16 protein-coding genes and 1 pseudogene are annotated in these 16,864 nt (G+C 66.9%); 8 read left to right on the top strand and 9 right to left on the bottom strand.

Annotation, left to right across the window (positions count from 1 at the left end; genetic code table 11):
• Window positions 1-37 precede the first annotated feature (37 nt).
• The 3 genes from RVF83_RS09300 to RVF83_RS09290 all read left to right on the top strand — a co-directional run bounded on the left by RVF83_RS09300 (window position 38) and on the right by RVF83_RS09290 (window position 3,635).
• A complete protein-coding gene (locus tag RVF83_RS09300; protein ID WP_005194449.1) occupies window positions 38-532 on the top strand; it encodes an RNA polymerase sigma factor in 495 nt (164 codons plus the stop codon).
• Window positions 529-1,851, top strand: coding sequence for a VOC family protein (locus RVF83_RS09295; protein ID WP_168432576.1), 1,323 nt, complete (start codon window positions 529-531; stop codon window positions 1,849-1,851). Before RVF83_RS09300 ends, RVF83_RS09295 begins: the two co-directional genes overlap by 4 nt.
• Before the next feature lie 224 nt (window positions 1,852-2,075).
• The gene (locus RVF83_RS09290; protein WP_168432577.1) at window positions 2,076-3,635 is read left to right on the top strand and encodes an HNH endonuclease signature motif containing protein; all 1,560 of its coding nucleotides are present in this window, start codon (window positions 2,076-2,078) and stop codon (window positions 3,633-3,635) included.
• Window positions 3,636-3,639: 4 nt separating this feature from the next.
• Here the strand turns inward: RVF83_RS09290 and RVF83_RS09285 are convergent, their stop codons facing one another.
• Window positions 3,640-4,113 (bottom strand): anthrone oxygenase family protein, encoded by a 474-nt coding sequence (locus tag RVF83_RS09285; RefSeq protein WP_005201303.1) that lies wholly within the window; start codon window positions 4,111-4,113, stop codon window positions 3,640-3,642.
• Window positions 4,114-4,165: 52 nt separating this feature from the next.
• Between RVF83_RS09285 and RVF83_RS09280 the strand changes: the two genes are divergently transcribed.
• Together RVF83_RS09280 and RVF83_RS09275 are read left to right on the top strand one after the other, a co-directional pair.
• Entirely contained in the window at window positions 4,166-5,476 is a 1,311-nt protein-coding gene (locus RVF83_RS09280; RefSeq protein WP_005201302.1) for a PQQ-binding-like beta-propeller repeat protein, read from the top strand.
• Between the two features lie 186 nt (window positions 5,477-5,662).
• A complete protein-coding gene (locus RVF83_RS09275; RefSeq protein ID WP_005201300.1) occupies window positions 5,663-6,430 on the top strand; it encodes a lytic transglycosylase domain-containing protein in 768 nt (255 codons plus the stop codon).
• A gap of 1 nt (window position 6,431) precedes the next feature.
• Here the strand turns inward: RVF83_RS09275 and RVF83_RS09270 are convergent, their stop codons facing one another.
• The 4 genes from RVF83_RS09270 to RVF83_RS09255 form a co-directional block, all read right to left on the bottom strand.
• On the bottom strand, window positions 6,432-7,724 hold the full coding sequence (locus tag RVF83_RS09270; protein ID WP_005201298.1) for a M18 family aminopeptidase: 1,293 nt from the start codon (window positions 7,722-7,724) through the stop codon (window positions 6,432-6,434).
• 10 nt (window positions 7,725-7,734) lie between these two features.
• Window positions 7,735-8,415: a phosphoribosylformylglycinamidine synthase subunit PurQ gene (gene purQ, locus RVF83_RS09265; protein ID WP_005201295.1), complete on the bottom strand. Its 681-nt coding sequence runs from the start codon at window positions 8,413-8,415 to the stop codon at window positions 7,735-7,737.
• Between the two features lie 5 nt (window positions 8,416-8,420).
• The gene (gene purS, locus RVF83_RS09260; RefSeq protein ID WP_005201292.1) at window positions 8,421-8,660 is read right to left on the bottom strand and encodes a phosphoribosylformylglycinamidine synthase subunit PurS; all 240 of its coding nucleotides are present in this window, start codon (window positions 8,658-8,660) and stop codon (window positions 8,421-8,423) included.
• A gap of 68 nt (window positions 8,661-8,728) precedes the next feature.
• Entirely contained in the window at window positions 8,729-9,211 is a 483-nt protein-coding gene (locus tag RVF83_RS09255) for a glutathione peroxidase (RefSeq protein WP_005201291.1), read from the bottom strand.
• Window positions 9,212-9,382: 171 nt separating this feature from the next.
• Here RVF83_RS09255 and RVF83_RS09250 point away from each other — a divergent pair, with 171 nt between their 5' ends.
• A complete protein-coding gene (locus RVF83_RS09250; RefSeq protein ID WP_005201289.1) occupies window positions 9,383-9,877 on the top strand; it encodes a MarR family winged helix-turn-helix transcriptional regulator in 495 nt (164 codons plus the stop codon).
• A gap of 61 nt (window positions 9,878-9,938) precedes the next feature.
• Window positions 9,939-11,486 (top strand): DHA2 family efflux MFS transporter permease subunit, encoded by a 1,548-nt coding sequence (locus tag RVF83_RS09245; protein WP_005201287.1) that lies wholly within the window; start codon window positions 9,939-9,941, stop codon window positions 11,484-11,486.
• Window positions 11,487-11,556: 70 nt separating this feature from the next.
• Here the strand turns inward: RVF83_RS09245 and RVF83_RS09240 are convergent, their stop codons facing one another.
• Entirely contained in the window at window positions 11,557-13,704 is a 2,148-nt protein-coding gene (locus RVF83_RS09240; RefSeq protein WP_005201285.1) for a S9 family peptidase, read from the bottom strand.
• Window positions 13,701-14,600 (bottom strand): phosphoribosylaminoimidazolesuccinocarboxamide synthase, encoded by a 900-nt coding sequence (locus tag RVF83_RS09235; protein ID WP_005201283.1) that lies wholly within the window; start codon window positions 14,598-14,600, stop codon window positions 13,701-13,703. Before RVF83_RS09235 ends, RVF83_RS09240 begins: the two co-directional genes overlap by 4 nt.
• A gap of 61 nt (window positions 14,601-14,661) precedes the next feature.
• Here RVF83_RS09235 and RVF83_RS09230 point away from each other — a divergent pair, with 61 nt between their 5' ends.
• Entirely contained in the window at window positions 14,662-14,949 is a 288-nt protein-coding gene (locus tag RVF83_RS09230) for a SelT/SelW/SelH family protein (RefSeq protein WP_005201280.1), read from the top strand.
• A gap of 3 nt (window positions 14,950-14,952) precedes the next feature.
• Here the strand turns inward: RVF83_RS09230 and purB are convergent, their stop codons facing one another.
• Both purB and RVF83_RS09220 read right to left on the bottom strand, forming a co-directional pair.
• Entirely contained in the window at window positions 14,953-16,380 is a 1,428-nt protein-coding gene (purB, locus tag RVF83_RS09225) for an adenylosuccinate lyase (protein ID WP_005201276.1), read from the bottom strand.
• A gap of 64 nt (window positions 16,381-16,444) precedes the next feature.
• A pseudogene (locus RVF83_RS09220) lies at window positions 16,445-16,862 on the bottom strand (hypothetical protein).
• Window positions 16,863-16,864 lie beyond the last annotated feature (2 nt).

Raw genomic sequence — 16,864 nt, 5'->3', positions numbered from 1 at the left:
GAGCAGCGACCAATCGGCGTCTTCCGGACCAGAGGGATTGCTGGCGGTGTACGACCAGGCACTGCCGGCCGTCTACGGGTTCGTCGTCCGTCGCTGCGCGGACCGGCGGATCGCGGAGGACGTGACCTCGGAGACCTTCCTGGCGGCGATGGACTCCGTCCGTCGGCACCGGGACACCGAACCGACGACTCCCTGGCTGATCGGGATCGCGCGGCACAAGCTCGCCGATCACTGGCGACGCGCGCAGCGCACGCCGGAACCGGTCGAGGACGTACCCGACCACGGGGACGACCCGTGGGACACCGAACTCGACCGCATGGTCGCCCACCACACGCTGGGGCAGCTGACGCCGATCCACCGCGCTGTGCTCACGTTGCGCTATGTCGACGACCTTCCCGTCGGCGAATGCGCCGAGATCCTCGGTCGCACGGTCGGTGCCACCGAGGCGCTTCTCACCCGCGCGAAGCGCGCCTTCCGCGCGGCCTACCCCGAACCACAACGCCAGAGCAGCGGGAGAGGAGGTCACGCATGAACACCCGGAACAGCACACGCTTCGGCGAGGCACGGGATCCGTTGCACGTACTGCGCGCAGCCGACACCCCCGGCTTCGACGATCCCGTCGAACCCGACCGCGACTTCGCCGCGTCCTTGCGCGACCGACTCGAACGCGGGGCGACGCTACCGCAAGGAGTCATCATGTCCACCGCAACACAATTCGACGAGGCCGTCACCGCCGAGGCGACGAGCGCACTGCCCGTGGTCGAGCGACCGGGCGCACTCCCCTATCTGACCGTGGCCGAGCCGCAGGCCGCCATCGACTGGTACACCGCGAACCTCGGTGCCCGACTCCGCGGCGAGCCGATCGTCATGGACGACGGCGCGATCGGACATGCTGAACTCGAACTGGGCGGCGGCGTCATCTATCTCGCCGCCGAGTTTCCCGACCTCGGCCTGCGGGCACCCGAACCCGGCCACGTCTCGGTGAGTCTGATGCTCGAAGTTGACGACACCGACGTCGCGATCGCGACCGCCTCGCGGGCGGGCGCCTCTGTCACCCGCGAACCATACGAGGCGCACGGGTCGCGCACGGGCGTCATCGTCGACCCGTTCGGTCACCGCTGGATGCTGACCGGGCCGTCGAAGACGCTGTCCGCGAACCGCATACACCAGGGCGACATCGGGTACATGTCCCTGAACATCCCCGACGCCGCACGTGCCCGGCGCTTCTACGCCGCGGTCCTCGGCTGGGAGTTCGATCCCGAGGGGCGTCGTGTCGTCAACGTCGGCCACCGGCTTGGCATCTTCGAGACCGACGGCGCCCCGACGGTGTTCTGTGCCTACGCCGTCGACGATCTCGAGGCGGCCCATGCGCGTATCGTCGCGGCCGGCGGGCAGGGCGAGTTCGGGACGAGCCCCGACGGCCACCGCGTCGTCGACTCCGTCGACGCGCAGGGCGTGCGTTTCGCGGTCTTCGCCCCCGAACCCGGCGACGTCCGACCCGACCAGCACCCACGCGGCATCGGGGCGATGAGCTACCTGACCGTGATGACCCCGGACAGTGCCCGTTTCCGCGACTTCTACGGTTCGGTACTCGGCTGGACCTTCCACGGCGGGCGCATCGACGACGGCTGGGAGGTCGACGATGGCCGCCCCCAGGTCGGGATCGCCGGTGGCGCCGACACTTCCGTAGCAGTACCGATGTGGGTGACGGACGATGTCGAAGCGGCGGTCGAGCGGGTCCGTGCCGCCGGCGGCACGGTCCTCGAAGAACCCCGCACCGCGCCGTACGGCATCTCCGCCCGGTGCGCCGACGACCAAGGCGCGCAGTTCTACCTCGGGCAGTTGTTCTGAGGGACCCGACCGGCAGACTTCGTTCCGACGGTGCGACTTCGATCGGAGTCGTACCGTCGGATTGATGTCGCAGGCGACCTCGATCCGCCATATCCCGTTGCTGCACAACCATTTACCCTGCAGACGCTGTGGATGAAGATCCGCGTTTGTCGGTGGGGTGATCTAGATTGGGGTGGTAACAGATTCAGCCATCCAGGTTGGGCTGTAGACGTTGTGGGGGCAGCGTGAGCAAGTGGACCGATCTACCGAGCGGGTTTCTCGCCGGGGTCGATGCTGCCCACCCCGAACGCTCTGACACCGCAACCCATATGGAACGGTTCGGTTCGATTCGTCACGGTGAGGCTTATCTGGCGTGGTGCCGTTACGAATCGATCGTCACCGTCTACGACCAGCTGGTGGTCAACACCGGTGGCGGGTTCTTCATCGACCGCTACACCGAGATGGTCACCCGGGTCTGCCGTGAAGCCGCCATCACGCGCTACCAGGCCGATCAGTGGGTGGGTGAAGCGCTCGCGCTGCGTGACCGGTTGCCGAAGGTGCTGACCACCCTGCGCGATGGCATCCTGTCGCGGCAGCTGATCCAGACGGTCATCTCCCGCACCGATCTCATCTCCGACGACGCGGTGATGGCTGACCTCGACGCCGAGATCGAACGCATTCTTCGCAGCCGTAGGGGTGCGTGGGCCAACCCGAAGCTCCGGGACATGGTCGATCGCCTTGTCTTCCGTCACGATCCCGACGCGGTGCGCGAACGCCGTAAGGAAGCGTTGGACAAGCGTGGGATGTGGACCGAGAACTTCGTCGACGGGACCGGTGAGATCACCGGTGTGATGGCGGCGGAGAACATTCGTATTGCCGCGACAGCGGTGACAGCGTTGGCCGACACCGTCTGCGCCCAGGACGGGCGTAACCGTAACCAGCGCAACTCCGATGCCATGTTCGCGCTGTTGACCGGCACCGTCTTCGACTGCCAATGCCAGCGAGAGGGTTGTGACGCCGAGATCCCCGACCCCGCCGAGGTGGTCCGCGCGGTGTCCACCGAGGTTGTCATCCACGTGGTCACCGATGCCGCCACCCTCGCGGGCGCTTCGGGGATCGGTTGGGTCGACGGTGCCGGGATCATCTCCGACGAGCATGTGCGTGATCTCGCCGAACGGGTCGATGCGACCATCACACCTGTCACCCCGGTGCGCACACCACCGGCCCGCACGGTTGCCGAGGATGTCCCGTCGAAGAACGTCGCGATCGTCTATCCGGGTGCGCAAACCGCGGACCCGTATCGACCGACCACCGCGTGTGCCGATTTCGTGCGGGTGCGTGACGGGTACTGCACCGAACCCGGTTGCGCCCGGTCGGCTTTCGACTCCGATCTGGACCACGTCACCGAGTACGACCACACCCACCCCAGCCAGGGTGGGCCGACGGCCAGTGAGAACCTCAACGCCAAATGCCGGTTCGGGCACCTGCACAAAACGTTCGGCGACTGGATCGACACCCAGTACCGCGATGACGACGGCCACCTGGTCACCGAGTACCGCACCCCGGAGGGGGTCGTTATCCCCGGGAACGCCGAAACCCTCGAAGACTTCTTCCCGAACCTGCGTCGTATCCGCTACGAACAGCCACCCCAAGCCCCACCAGCACCACGGGTCATCACCGGCGACGAACCGCCGCGCCCACGCAACCGACTGGCAGACAAACACGCCAGACGGCGAGCCGAACGTGCCCGCAACCAGCGAGAACGTGAACGACGTGAGCAGGCCGACGGCCCGCCACCCTTCTGACGGGTCAGCTGACGAGCAAGCCCACGACCAGCACGACGACCGCGGCGGTGGTCAGTACCGACCGCACAATGTTCCACGGCACCCACACCGCGGTGAACTCCGCCCAGACGCTTGCGGCCTCTTCGCCACGGGCTCCGGCCGCGGCGTCGAGGCGGCTGTTGGCCGGGACGTTGACCGTCATCGTGATGACGACACCCGACAGAGTGAGGAGAGTCGCGGCGAGCACCCACCAACGCAGCCCCTCATTCCAGGCGGCCCAGCTACTCAGGGCGCCGAACACCACACCGCCACCGAAGATCACCGCGAACAGCGGATTGAGGATGGCGCTGTTCAGCCGCTGCATGGCCGGGACCGCGACGTCGGCGCCGGCGCGGGTCAGGCCGGGGATCACGGAGTAGCCGAATCCTGCCAGCACACCCGCACTGAGTCCCGTGGTCACGACCGTGAGAGTCACCAGCACGTTCTGCAGTAGGTCCATATGGAACAGTGCACCTCGTGGCACGCCGAAAGGCCATGATTCACTCTTAGCCATGTCCTCACGCTCCCGCGCCCGGGCGCTCTCCGCGCGTCTGCCGTTCGGTATCGGGACGGTCGTACTGATTCTCTGCGCAGCGATGCTGGTCACCGTCGGGGTGGTGCTCTCCGGCGGCAACTACCAGGTCGACGACACCGAGTACGCCTACGGCGAACTGCGCGACTACCACCGTGCACCGTCCATCGCCTGGACCATCGTCGGCCACGAGGATCTCCCTGACTATCGCGACGAGGTCACCATCCAGGTCGTCGACACCTCCGACGAGGGCTGGCTCATCGCCTACCCGTCGGGCCTGGGCCGCTCGTTCATGATGGTGGACCGTCGTAACGGCCGCCTCCTCTGGGACTCCCCGGTCAACGCCGGCCAGGGCGACTGCGCCGTCAACGAGGCCGGCCAGGTCGGGTGCGCCGTCCAGCTCGGCACTCCGCTCGACGACGGCTTCTATCTCGTCGACGACGCCGGGGTGCCGACGCAGACCGCCGAGTACCTCGACACCAAGAAGGTCGTGGGACTCGGCAACAATTTCCTGCGGGTCAACCGGGTCGGTCACCAGCTGTCGTTGAACACGCCGGCCGGGAACACCATCTGGTCGCGCACCTTCGCAGCACCGGTCGTCGACCTCGAGGTCACCGGCGACATCGTCGTGGTGAAGACCGCCGACGCCAGCCAGTTCCTGGTCAACCCGACGAACGGCGACAACCGCATCGCCTGCGACCAGTGCAACATCGCCCTCTATCCGACGGGCGTGACCGTCGAACACCAGGACTACAACGCCGAGCGCGTCACCACCTACGCCACGATCAACGGGCGCGTCGACCCCGACCCCGTCAACGACTCGGAGGGGCTGCAGGTGGAATCCGGACCGTCGACCCTGCCGCTGATGACCGCCTCCAACCGCATCTTCGCCGACCGCGGCACTTATGAGGTGCGCGATCCGGCTCGTCCGGGCGCGCTGTGGCGCATCAGCGACCGGGAACTGTCGAAGTCGGGCGCTATCGCCTGCGGCTCCCTGGTCAACTTCGGACGTCTCGACGGGTCGCGGACGACGTACGCGCTCGCCGACGGCCGGCACATCGCCAGCGGCCCGCCACCCGGCCCGGAACAGCCTGTCCTCGCCAATCCCGCCTGCATCGGCTCGACGGGCACCACCATGATCCTCTCGAATCAGGGGCAGCTGACCGCCCTGACGCCGGAGAACAACGTGGCCTGGGAACAGGGCGTCGGTTCGCCCGGATTGATCAAGGTGGTCGAGGGTTACATCGTGCTCAGCGAGGGCTCCACGATGTCCGTTCTGCGCCCGAACTGATCCCGTGTGTGCGCCGTTTCACATTGTCGGCGGCGTCCACGCGACGACCTGCACAGACACAAACCTGACCTCGTGTCCATACCCGCGTTGGTCACGGGAAGATAACGCTTTGCTCACGACCACGTGTACGGTCGGCTCGGTTCCGAAAGCACGAACCACAAGCAGTACACGTGAGGTCAGTCAGTTTTGGGTAAGCATTCCAAGCCACGGAAGAAAACACGCACACCGCTGTGGGCCACGGCCCTCCTCCCCGTCGGGGTCCTGGCGGGCGCGGCCACCGCAGGAGCCGAGCTGTCGCATCCGACAGCCGCCCCGGAGCCCAGCAGCCTCCCCACGGGCGTGACGGCCACTGCGGCCCCCGCTCTCACCCCCGCCGCGAAGGTGCACCCGGTCGCCCCGGCCCCCAAGCCGGCACCTGCCCCGGTCATCCGCCCGGCGAGCGTCACCTCCGGCGCTGTCCCCGTGACCAACTACGACGCCTACAAGAAGGCCGCGAGCACCCTCGCCGACACCACCCCTCGCTGCGGCATCGACTGGAAGGTCATCGCCGGCATCGGCAAGGTGGAGTCCCATCACGCCGACCAGGGCAACGTCAATCCCGACGGCGTGCTGCGCAGCGCCATCTTCGGCCCCCTTCTCGACGGCTCGCTCGGCGGCAACGAGGTCATCAGCGACACCGACGGCGGTGAGCTCGACGGCGACGCGACCTACGACCGCGCAGTCGGCCCCATGCAGTTCCTGCCGTCCACCTGGAAGGCCTACGCCGCCGACGGCAACGGTGACGGAAAAGCGGACCCGCAGAACATCTTCGACGCCGCGCTGACCACCGGACGCTACCTGTGCGATGAGAGTCTGGACCTGCGCAACCCGGCGTCGCTGACGACCGCGATCCTGCGCTACAACAACTCCATGGAGTACGTGAACAACGTTCTCGGGTTCGCCCGGTCCTACTGAGTCAGTTCTGGGCCAAGAATGCCTGCAGCGCAGCCGAATACATCGGCACGTCGGCGGCGCCCATCAGTTCGCGGGCGGAATGCATCGCGAGCTGCGGTGCGCCGACGTCGATCGTCGTGAGTCCGGTCCGGGTCGCGGTGATCGGCCCGATGGTCGAGCCGCAGGGCAGATCCGCACGGTGGACGTAACGCTGCATCGGCACGCCCGCGTCGTCGCATGCCATCGCGAAGATCGCTTCCCCCAACGCATCCGAGGCGTAGCGCAGATTCTGGTTCACCTTGAGCACCGGCCCGCCGCCGATCGAGATGCGGTGGCCGGGCTCATGCCGTTCGGGATGGTTCGGGTGCGTCGCATGGGCCATGTCGCCAGAGAGACACACGCTCGCCGCCATCGACTGCAGGTAGTCGGAGCGGGAACCGCCGCGCGACAACACGATCCGCTCACAGATCGAGGCCAGGAAGTCCGATGCCGCGCCACGCTCAGAGCCGCTGCCGACTTCCTCGTGGTCGAACAGCGCCAGCACCCGCGTATGCGCCGACGACGACCCGTCGAGCAGCGCCCGCAGACCCGCGTAGCAGGTGCCCTGATTGTCCAGACGCGGTGCGCTGAGCAGGTTCTCGGCCGCACCGATCACCGCCGATGGCGCGACGTCGTGGGTCATCAGTTCCCAGCCGAGCAAGGTGTCGGGGTCGATGCCCGCGTACTCCGCGACCCAGCCGAGAACGTCCGGCGTGGCGTCGTCGAGACCCCAGAGACCGTTGAGGTGTCGCTGCGGATCGGGTGAGACGCCCTTGCGGTCCTCCGACAGGTGTATCGCCAGCTGCGGGACCCGCACCACCGGCTCGGTGACGTGGACGAGGGTGTGCGCCACCCGATCTCCCGCCCGGTAGGCGAGGCGACCGGACAGGCCGAGATCCCGGTCGAGCCAGGAGTTGAGCCAGGCGCCGCCGTAGGGTTCGAGCGCGATCATCGCCACCCCGGCCGACGTGCGGTCGGGATGCTGCTTCAACCGCAGGTTGGGGCTGTCGGTGTGGCCGCCGACGATGCGGAAGGCGGGACCGTCGCCGGTCTCCCAGGCGATGATCGAGCCACCGCGGATCACATACGACTTCGACGACGCCGCAGTGGCCGCAGCAGGCCACGCCTGCTCCTCGAAAAGCCTTGTGTATCCCGCATTTTCGAGCTCACGGGCGACCGTGGCGCAGACGTGGAACGGCGACGGCGAGGCGTCGATGAACTCACCGAGCCCGGCCGCCGACGCGCTTGTCGGGATCTTCGGCGCTGCGTCGCTCATCCGGACGCACTCACACCGAGGCGAGGACCGAGTCGATCACCGAGTAGAACAGGCCGAGTCCGTCGTCGCTCGGGCCGGTCAGGGCCTCGGTCGCGTGCTCGGGATGCGGCATGAGACCGACGATCCGGCCGTTCGGGCTGGAGATCCCCGCGATGTCGAGTGCCGACCCGTTGGGATTGCGCTCCGGGTAGGTGAACACGATCAGACCTTCGCCCTCGAGTTCCTCGAGTTTGCGCTCCGACGCCACGTAGCGGCCCTCGCCGGACTTCAGCGGGATCAGGATCTCCGCGCCGCGCTCGAAACGCGTCGTCCACGCGGTCGTGTTGTTCTCGACCCGCAGCCACTCATCGCGGCAGATGAAGTGCAGACCCTCGTTGCGGGTCAGCGCACCCGGCAGCAGGCCGGCTTCGCACAGAACCTGGAATCCGTTGCAGATCCCCAGGACCGGCATGCCCTTGCCCGCCGCCTCGACGACCGAACCCATGACCGGCGCGAAGCGCGCGATGGCTCCGGCGCGGAGATAGTCACCGTAGGAGAAGCCGCCGGGCACGATGACCGCGTCGACACCCTTCAGGTCGGCGTCGCCGTGCCACAGCGCAACGGGTTCGGCACCGGCGAGCCGGACCGCGCGGGCGGCGTCGACGTCGTCGAGGGTGCCCGGGAAGGTGATGACACCGATACGAGCTGTCATGCCGCCTACTCCGAGACCCGGGAGACGTTGAAGTTCTCGATCACCGTGTTGGTCAACAACTCTTCGGCGATCCGCTCCAGGGTCACGTCGTCGACGGTGTCGTCGACCTCGAGCTCGAAGCGCTTGCCCTGACGGACGTCGCCGATCCCGGTGAATCCGAGCCGACCCAGTGCGCCGACGATGGCCTGCCCCTGCGGGTCGAGAATCTCGGCTTTGGGCATCACGTCGACCACCACTCGCGCCATGGCACCGCTCCTCAATCTCTGCTGATCAGTTCTCGCCTGGTCAGCTTACCGGGTGCCCCCAAATTGACTCAGAGCACGGATTCGATCGCGGCGACGACAGTCGGATCGGTCGGCTCGGTGCGGGGACGGAAACGGTTGACGACCTCACCGTCGGCGTTGACGAGGAACTTCTCGAAGTTCCACTGGATGTCGCCGGCCTCGCCGTCGGCGTCGGTGGCCTGGGTCAGCTCGACGTAGAGCGGATGGCGCGCGTCGCCGTTCACATCGGTCTTCTCCAGCAGCGGGAACGTGACGCCGTAGGTGGTCGAGCAGAAGGTCGCGATCTCCTCGGCGGTGCCCGGCTCCTGGCCCATGAACTGGTTGCAGGGCACGCCCACGACGGTCAGCCCCTTGTCGCCGTAGGTCTTCGCGAGCTGCTCGAGGCCCTCGTACTGCGGGGTGAGGCCGCACTTGCTGGCGACGTTGACGATCAGCAGCGGTCCGCCGAAGTCCTTCAGCGAGACTTCGGAGCCGTCGAGAGAGGTGACCGGGATGTCCTTGATGTTGCCCATGGGGAGAGGTTAACCGGTCATCAAACGGCTGTCCGGCGCAGGACGAGACGGTCAAACTCTGTACCTGCACCGAGCCTCCCGTGAGACGGGGGTCACACCATCGCGCAGACCATGTGCGATCTCACGCATATTGCGCTTCTGCAATAGTTGCGTCGGAGTTACTATATTCCGGTGTCTGAGGAACCCACGTGCGCAGCGAGCGCCGACGAGTCGATCGAATCCGCTTCGGCGGCGCTCGTCGCATTCCTCGACCGTCTGCTCGACCTCGGCCGGCCGGAAACCATGGAGAGTCTCGCCGCCACCGACATCACCTTCTCCCAGCTCCGCGTGCTCTGTGCGCTCGGCAGCCACGACGGGCCGATGCCGGTCAACGCCATCGCCGACCAGGTCCAGTTGTCCCTCGCGGCCGCGGGCCGGACGGTCGACAAGCTGGTCAGCTCCGGTCTCGCCGATCGTCGTGAGGACTCGGCAGACCGTCGCATCAAGCGCGTCTCGCTCACCGACGACGGCATGCGCTACCTCGAGACACACCTGGCACTGCAGCACGACACCGTACGACGGTTCGTGGCCGGCCTCCCCGCCGAACTCCGGGACAACCTGTGTTCGGCGCTGCGACCCATCGTCGACGACGGCGTCGACCACTTCTGCAATCTGGTCACCCGTTGACCGCGAACACCTCCCGACACCTACTTCTCAGTCGCATCCCGACCGATAGGACAAACACCGCATGACATCCTCCACCGGAGGCCATCTCCACGAAGGTCCACCAGACACCAAGCTGGACAAGAACGTCCTGCTGGTCGCCGGTGTGGTCGTGCTCGGCGCGATCATGTCGATCCTCGACGTCACCGTGGTCGGCGTTGCCCAGAACACCTTCCAGCAGGAGTTCAACACCGACGCCGCGGGTGCCGCGTGGACCGCGACCGGTTACACCCTCGCCCTCGCCGCCGTGATCCCGCTGGCCAGCTGGGCCGCGTCGCGTTTCGGCACCAAGCGGGTCTACCTGACCTCGCTGGTGCTGTTCACCCTCGGTTCGATCCTCTGTGCCTTCGCACCGAACATCGGCATGCTGGTCGCGTTCCGCGTGGTCCAGGGCCTCGGCGGCGGTCTGCTGATGCCGATCGGCATGATGATGCTGACCAAGGCGGCGGGTCCCGAACGCGTCGGTTCGGTGATGGCCGTCCTCGGTATCCCGATGCTCCTCGGCCCGATCTCGGGTCCGATCCTCGGCGGCGTGCTCATCGAGCAGCTCAGCTGGCACTGGATCTTCCTGATCAACGTCCCGATCGGCATCATCGCCTTCGTCTACGCGTGGATCGTCCTGCGTGACGACGCCGAGACCAAGAGGTCGTCGATCGACGTCGTCGGCCTCCTGCTGCTGTCGCCAGGTCTCGCGCTGTTCCTGTTCGGCATCTCGTCGAGCGCCGAACACCGCACCTTCGTCACCGGTTCGGTGCTGATCCCGACGATCATCGGCGCGGTCCTCATCGCGGCGTTCATCTTCCACGCGCTGCGCGCGAAGAAACCGCTGCTCGACCTGCGCCTGTTCAAGAACAAGACGCTGAGCATCGCGGTCGTCACGATGGTGCTGTTCATGATCGCGTTCTTCGGTGCCGCACTGCTGTTCCCGCAGTACTTCATCGGCGTCCGCGGCGAGTCCACGCTGACCGCCGGTCTGCTGCTCGCCCCACAGGGCCTGGGCGCGATGCTGACCATGCCGATCGCCGGCAAGCTGACCGACAAGATGGGTCCGGGCAAGTTCGTGCTCGGCGGCATCGTGCTGATCCTGATCGGCATGTCGACGTTCACCATGCTCGGTGCGAACACCTCGTACTGGTTGATCTGCGGCTCACTGTTCGTCCAGGGCCTCGGCATGGGCATGACGATGATGCCGATCATGTCCGCTGCCCTCGCCACCCTGAGCAACCCCCAGGTGCCCGACGGCTCGACGCTGATGAACGCCATCCAGCAGGCGGCCACCTCGATCGGCACCGCGGTCATCTCGGTGATCCTGGCCAGCAGCCTGGCGAGCAAGCCGGAGGCCGGTCTCGCGATCATGGCGAACACCTCCGACAAACCGCTGCCCCCGGGTGTCCCGAACCCGTTGCCGGAGTCGTTCTTCGAGACCGCCGCCGACGTGTTCTCCAACACCTTCGTGATCTCGGTCGTGCTGATCTGCCTCACCGTGATCCCGGCGTTCTTCCTGCCGCGCAAGAAGATCGCCTCGCCTCTCGTCGAAGAGGACCTGGATCGCGGCCCGATCATGATGCACTGATCGACCTCCGGGTCGAAACCGGAAGAGCCCCACCGCCCGCGAGGGTGGTGGGGCTCTTCCGGTTTCGAGGTCAGTTCGCCAACGCGCCGGACTGCTGCAGAATCCAGGCGATCTCGAAAGCGACTTCCTCCCACTGCTTGTAGCGTCCGCTGACGCCACCGTGACCGGCGGTCATCTCCGTCTTCAGCAGGATCGGGTTGTCCGAGGTCGACTTCTCCTGGAGCCGCGCAACCCATTTCGCCGCCTCGGTGTACAGCACCCGGGTGTCGTTGAGGGAGGTCAACGCGAGGATCGGCGGATAGGGCTTCGCGTCGACGTTCTCGTACGGCGTGTAGGTCTTCATGTACTCGTAGACCTTCGGGTCGTGCAGCGGGTCGCCCCACTCGTCCCATTCGATGACCGTCAGCGGCAACGACGGGTCGAGGATCGAGTTCAGCGCGTCGACGAACGGCACCGACGCCAGGATGCCGTTGAACAGCTCCGGCGCGAGGTTGGCCACCGCACCCATCAGGAGGCCGCCTGCCGAACCACCCTCGGCGACCATCTGCTGCGGCGTCGTCCACCCCGTCTCGACGAGATGGCGTCCGGCCGCGACGAAGTCGGTGAAGGTGTTCTTCTTGCTGAGTTCCTTGCCGTTCTCGTACCAGTAGCGGCCCATCTCGCCGCCGCCGCGGATGTGGGCGAGGACGAAGACCATGCCCCGATCGAGCATGGACAGCCGGGACACCGAGAAATAGGGATCGATACTGGCCTCGTACGAGCCGTACCCGTACAGCAACAGCGGGGCCGGCTTCGCGGCGTCGGTCTCCTTGCGGCGCACCACAGACAGCGGGATCCGGGTGCCGTCGTCGGCCACCGCCCACTCACGGGACTGGACGTAGTCGGAGGGGTCGTAGCCACCGAGCACCGGTTGCCGCTTCAGCAGGGTGCGTTCGCCGGTGGCGACGTCGAGTTCGAACAACTCCGCGGGTTCGATGAAGCTGCCGTAACCGATGCGCAGCTTCGGCGACCACCACTCGGGGTTGCCGCCGAGCCCGGCCGTGCTCAGCTCCTGATCGAACTCGACCTCGTGGAAGTCGGATTCGGCCGGAATGCCGTCGATCTGGCGGAGGTCGGCGATAGCCAGGCGCGGCAACGCCTCTCGCCGGTACGACAGCACCAGGTAGTCGGCGAAGGCATCGAGATCCTCGACGCGGCGAGCCGGATCGTGTGCGATCAGCGGGCGCCGGTCCGCGGGATTGTCCACCGGTGCGATGTCGATGGCGAAGTTCTCCGCTTTCTGACCGTCCACGACCTCGTTGTGCACGATGACGAAGTAGTCGTCCCCGCCGATGACGGCATGTTCGACGCTGTACTCGACGCCGTCGACGCGCGGTACGACGCTGCGGAACTCACCTGTCGGGTTATCGGCTTCGAGAACGTAGCTCTCCGAGGTGATCTTGGAGCCGACTCCGATGACGAGGTACTTGTCGCTGCGAGTGGTGCCCATGCCGACCCAGAACCGCTCGTCGGGTTCGTGGAAGACCTTGACGTCCTCGGTGCCCGCACCGATGTCGTGTCGCCACACCGTGTCCGGCCGCCATGCGGCGTCGACCGTCGAATAGAAGACGTGGCGGGCGTCGGCCGACCACACCGCGCTGCCCGAGGTGTCGGTGACGACGTCGTCGAGGACCTGACCGGTACGAAGATCCTTGATGCGCAGCGTGTATCGCTCGTCACCGACGACGTCGGTGCTGTAGGCCAACCAGTTGCCGTCATCGCTGACGGTCAGCGCGCCGAGACTGAAGAAGTCGTGTCCCTCGGCCTCGACGTTGCTGTCGAGCAGGATCTCCTCGCCCGGCAGCTCGACGCCGTCGTCGACCTTCGGCGCCGTCCAGTCGTCGTCGCTGGCGACCGGGCACCGGCAGGACGTCGAATACTGCTTGCCCTCTTGAGTTCTGGCGAAATACCAGAAGCGTCCGCGCCGCACGGGCACCGACATGTCGGTTTCCTTGGTGCGGCTCTTGATCTCGTCGAAGATCTGCTTGCGCAGATCCGACAGGTGACCGGTGTGCGCCTCGGTGAACGCGTTCTGCGCCTCGAGGTAGGCGGTCACCTCCGGATCGTCCTTGTCGCGCAACCATTCGTAGTCGTCGACGAAGGTGTCACCGTGGTGGGTGCGCTCCTTCGGGACCTTCTTGGCGACCGGGGGTGTCGCGGTGTCGCGCTCGTCGGTCACGAGGACACCTCCGCGGTGGGCCAATCGGCGAAGGACTTCTGCGAAATCCATTCGTACGCATCGATGTAGCGCTGACGTGTCTTCTCGACGACGTCGTCGGGCAGCGACGGCGGCGCGACATCGGAGGCACGGTCCCAGCCGGATGCGGCACTGGTGAGCCAGTTCCGGACGATCTGCTTGTCGAAGCTGGGCTGAACCTTGCCGGGTTCGTAGGTCGCCGCCTCCCAGTACCGGGACGAGTCGGGGGTCAGGACCTCGTCGGCGAGGACGAGTTCACCGTCGGGGCCGCGACCGAACTCGAACTTGGTGTCGGCGAGGATGATCCCGCGGTCGGCGGCCACCGCCGCACCTCGACCGTAGATGTCGAGGGTTGCCGACCGCAGCGCCCCGGCCACCTCGGCACCCTCCTGTTCGACGACGCGCTCGAAGCTGATGTTCTCGTCGTGCTCACCCTGCTCGGCCTTGGTGGCCGGGGTGAAGATCGGCTCGGGCAGCTTGGAGGCCTCCGACAGACCCGCCGGCAGTTCGACGCCGCACACCGCACCGGTCGCCTGATAGTCGAGCAGACCCGAACCCGTCAGGTAGCCGCGCGCCACACATTCGACCTGCACCATCGGTAGGCGCTTCACCACCATCGAGCGGCCGACGACCTCGCCCGGGATGCGTTCGTCGGTGGGACCGCCGGCGAGGTGGTTGGGAACGCCGAGCTCGTCGAACCAGAAGAAGCTCATCGCTGTCAGGATGCGTCCCTTGTCGGGGATCGCGGGACTCAAGATGTGGTCGTAGGCCGAGATCCGGTCGGAGGCCACCAACAGCAGGGTGTCGGCGTCGATCTCGTAGATCTCACGGACCTTCCCCGACGCCAGATGCCGGTAGGACTGCAGTTCAGGACGCATGGACTCGACCCTAGAGGGTCACCGGTCGGCCGGGGGCGGCAGCCTCTGACATTCTTGACCGATGACCGCACCGCACATCACCATCACCTACTGCACCCAGTGCAACTGGCTGCTGCGGGCATCGTGGATGGCATCGGAGCTGCTGAACACCTTCGGCACCGAGATCGGCTCGGTGACGCTGGTCCCCGGGACCGGCGGCGTGTTCCACATCGACGTCGACGGCACGCAGATCTGGGAGCGCAAACGCGACGGCGGGTTCCCCGGGGCACCCGAACTCAAGTGGCTCGTGCGCGACGTCGCGCTCCCCGATTGGAAGCTCGGGCACGCCGACGCCTCCGCGCCGGAGTGACCCCTAGAGGATGGGCGCGGGTGCGTAGGCCGCGGCCTCCGGGTACTGGCCGATGATCTTCTCCGCCGCGGCGATGACGTCGGCGACCTGTTGTTCGGCCGCTCCGACGAACACCGACTTGTCGGCGAGGAGCTCCTCGAGCTGGGTCCGGTCGAGTGGGATGCGGTCGTCGGCGGCGAGGCGGTCGAGCAGATCGGGTTCGCGACCCTCCTCGCGCATGGCCAGCGCCACCGCGACGGCGTTCTCCTTGATCGCCTCGTGCGCGGTCTCCCGACCCACGCCGGCACGCACCGACGCCATCAGCACCTTGGTGGTCGCGAGGAACGGCAGGTAGCGGTCGAGCTCGTTGGCGATGACCGCAGGGTAGGCGCCGAACTCGGCGAGGACGGTCAGGAAGGTCTCCATCAGACCGTCGATGGCGAAAAAGGCATCGGGCAGCGCGACGCGGCGGACCACCGAGCAGAAGACGTCGCCTTCGTTCCACTGGGCGCCGGCGAGTTCGGCGGCCATCGAGCCGTAGCCGCGCAGGACCACGGCGAGACCGTTCACGCGCTCACAGCTGCGGGTGTTCATCTTGTGCGGCATCGCCGAGCTGCCGACCTGGCCGGGCTGGAAGCCCTCGGTCACCAGCTCGTGGCCGGCCATGAGCCGGATCGTGGTGGCCAGCGACGACGGTGCGGCCGCGACCTGGACCAGCGCGGACACCACGTCGTGGTCCAGGGACCGCGGGTAGATCTGACCGACCGAGGTGAACGACCGGGCGAAACCGAGGTGGTCGGCGACGCGCGCCTCGAGGTCGGCGAGCTTGGTGGCGTCACCGCCGAGGAGGTCGAGCATGTCCTGCGAGGTGCCCATCGGGCCCTTGATGCCGCGCAGCGGGTAGCGGTCGATCAGCTCACGAAGTCGGGTGAGCGCGATCATGAGTTCGTCGGCGGCCGAGGCGAAACGCTTGCCGAGGGTCGTGGCCTGCGCGGCGACGTTGTGGCTGCGGCCGGCCATGACGACCGAGGAGTACTGGGCGGCACGTTCGACGACGCGGGCCAGGACGGCGACACCGTGGGCATGCACGTGCTCGAGGGAACGGAGGATCTGCAGCTGCTCGACGTTCTCGGTGAGGTCGCGGCTGGTCATGCCCTTGTGGATCTGCTCGTGACCGGCGAGGGCGTTGAACTCTTCGATGCGAGCCTTCACGTCGTGACGGGTGACGCGTTCACGGTCGGCGATCGAGGCGAGGTCGACCTGGTCGACAACGCGCTCGTAGTCGGCGATCGCGTCGGCCGGAACATCGATCCCGAGGTCGGCCTGCGCCTTCAGCACCGCGATCCACAGTCGCCGTTCGAGGGCGATCTTGGTGGTGGCCGACCACAGCTCGGCGAGGTCGGTGGAGGCATAGCGGCTGGCCAGGACGTTGGCAATGGCGGGCTTCGACACCCGCTCAGTGTAGGTCGATCGACGGCGGATCCCGAATTCCTCGACCCACCGATACTCGGCGTACTCAGAACGCGAAGCAGGTCCCGTTGGAGCCGTAGCCCTGGCGCACCTTGACGAGGGTGGGCTGCGAGGCCTTGCCGTTCTGGACGGCGTAGAGGTACTTGTCGCCGATGCGACGCGGCACCCCAGGTGACCGAAGCGAGTGCTCCCGAGGGGAGATCGCGACCGATGAAACGAGCCGGCAGACCCGGCTTGACCTCCCAGAACTCCACCCAGCCGGACGAGTTGACCGCGACGGTCACGGGGTAGGTGCACCCCGTTCCGTAGACCACCGACGACAACGGGACACCCGCGTCGACCCGACCGGCCGGCGCCGCCTGGGCGCTGGGAGCGACGAGCATCAGCACCCCGGCGATCGCGGACATGAGCGCGGCAACAAGGCCCCTGCGCATACGGGGCCCACTCATCGAATCCCCCGCCATCC

Origin of the sequence: Gordonia rubripertincta (genome assembly GCF_038024875.1) — a bacterium.
Classification (GTDB): domain Bacteria; phylum Actinomycetota; class Actinomycetes; order Mycobacteriales; family Mycobacteriaceae; genus Gordonia; species Gordonia rubripertincta.
This window is presented reverse-complemented; position numbering and strand designations above follow the sequence as displayed.

What these genes read in the sequence shown, in the direction of transcription:
- RVF83_RS09235 (WP_005201283.1), bottom strand. Translation starts at nt 14,600, where the DNA reads ATGCGTCCTGAACTGCAGTCCTACCGGCATCTGGCGTCGGGGAAGGTC.
- purQ (WP_005201295.1), bottom strand. Translation starts at nt 8,415, where the DNA reads ATGACAGCTCGTATCGGTGTCATCACCTTCCCGGGCACCCTCGACGAC.
- RVF83_RS09230 (WP_005201280.1), top strand. Translation starts at nt 14,662, where the DNA reads ATGACCGCACCGCACATCACCATCACCTACTGCACCCAGTGCAACTGG.
- RVF83_RS09270 (WP_005201298.1), bottom strand. Translation starts at nt 7,724, where the DNA reads ATGAGCGACGCAGCGCCGAAGATCCCGACAAGCGCGTCGGCGGCCGGG.
- RVF83_RS09245 (WP_005201287.1), top strand. Translation starts at nt 9,939, where the DNA reads ATGACATCCTCCACCGGAGGCCATCTCCACGAAGGTCCACCAGACACC.
- purS (WP_005201292.1), bottom strand. Translation starts at nt 8,660, where the DNA reads ATGGCGCGAGTGGTGGTCGACGTGATGCCCAAAGCCGAGATTCTCGAC.
- RVF83_RS09280 (WP_005201302.1), top strand. Translation starts at nt 4,166, where the DNA reads ATGTCCTCACGCTCCCGCGCCCGGGCGCTCTCCGCGCGTCTGCCGTTC.
- RVF83_RS09285 (WP_005201303.1), bottom strand. Translation starts at nt 4,113, where the DNA reads ATGGACCTACTGCAGAACGTGCTGGTGACTCTCACGGTCGTGACCACG.
- RVF83_RS09295 (WP_168432576.1), top strand. Translation starts at nt 529, where the DNA reads ATGAACACCCGGAACAGCACACGCTTCGGCGAGGCACGGGATCCGTTG.
- RVF83_RS09255 (WP_005201291.1), bottom strand. Translation starts at nt 9,211, where the DNA reads ATGGGCAACATCAAGGACATCCCGGTCACCTCTCTCGACGGCTCCGAA.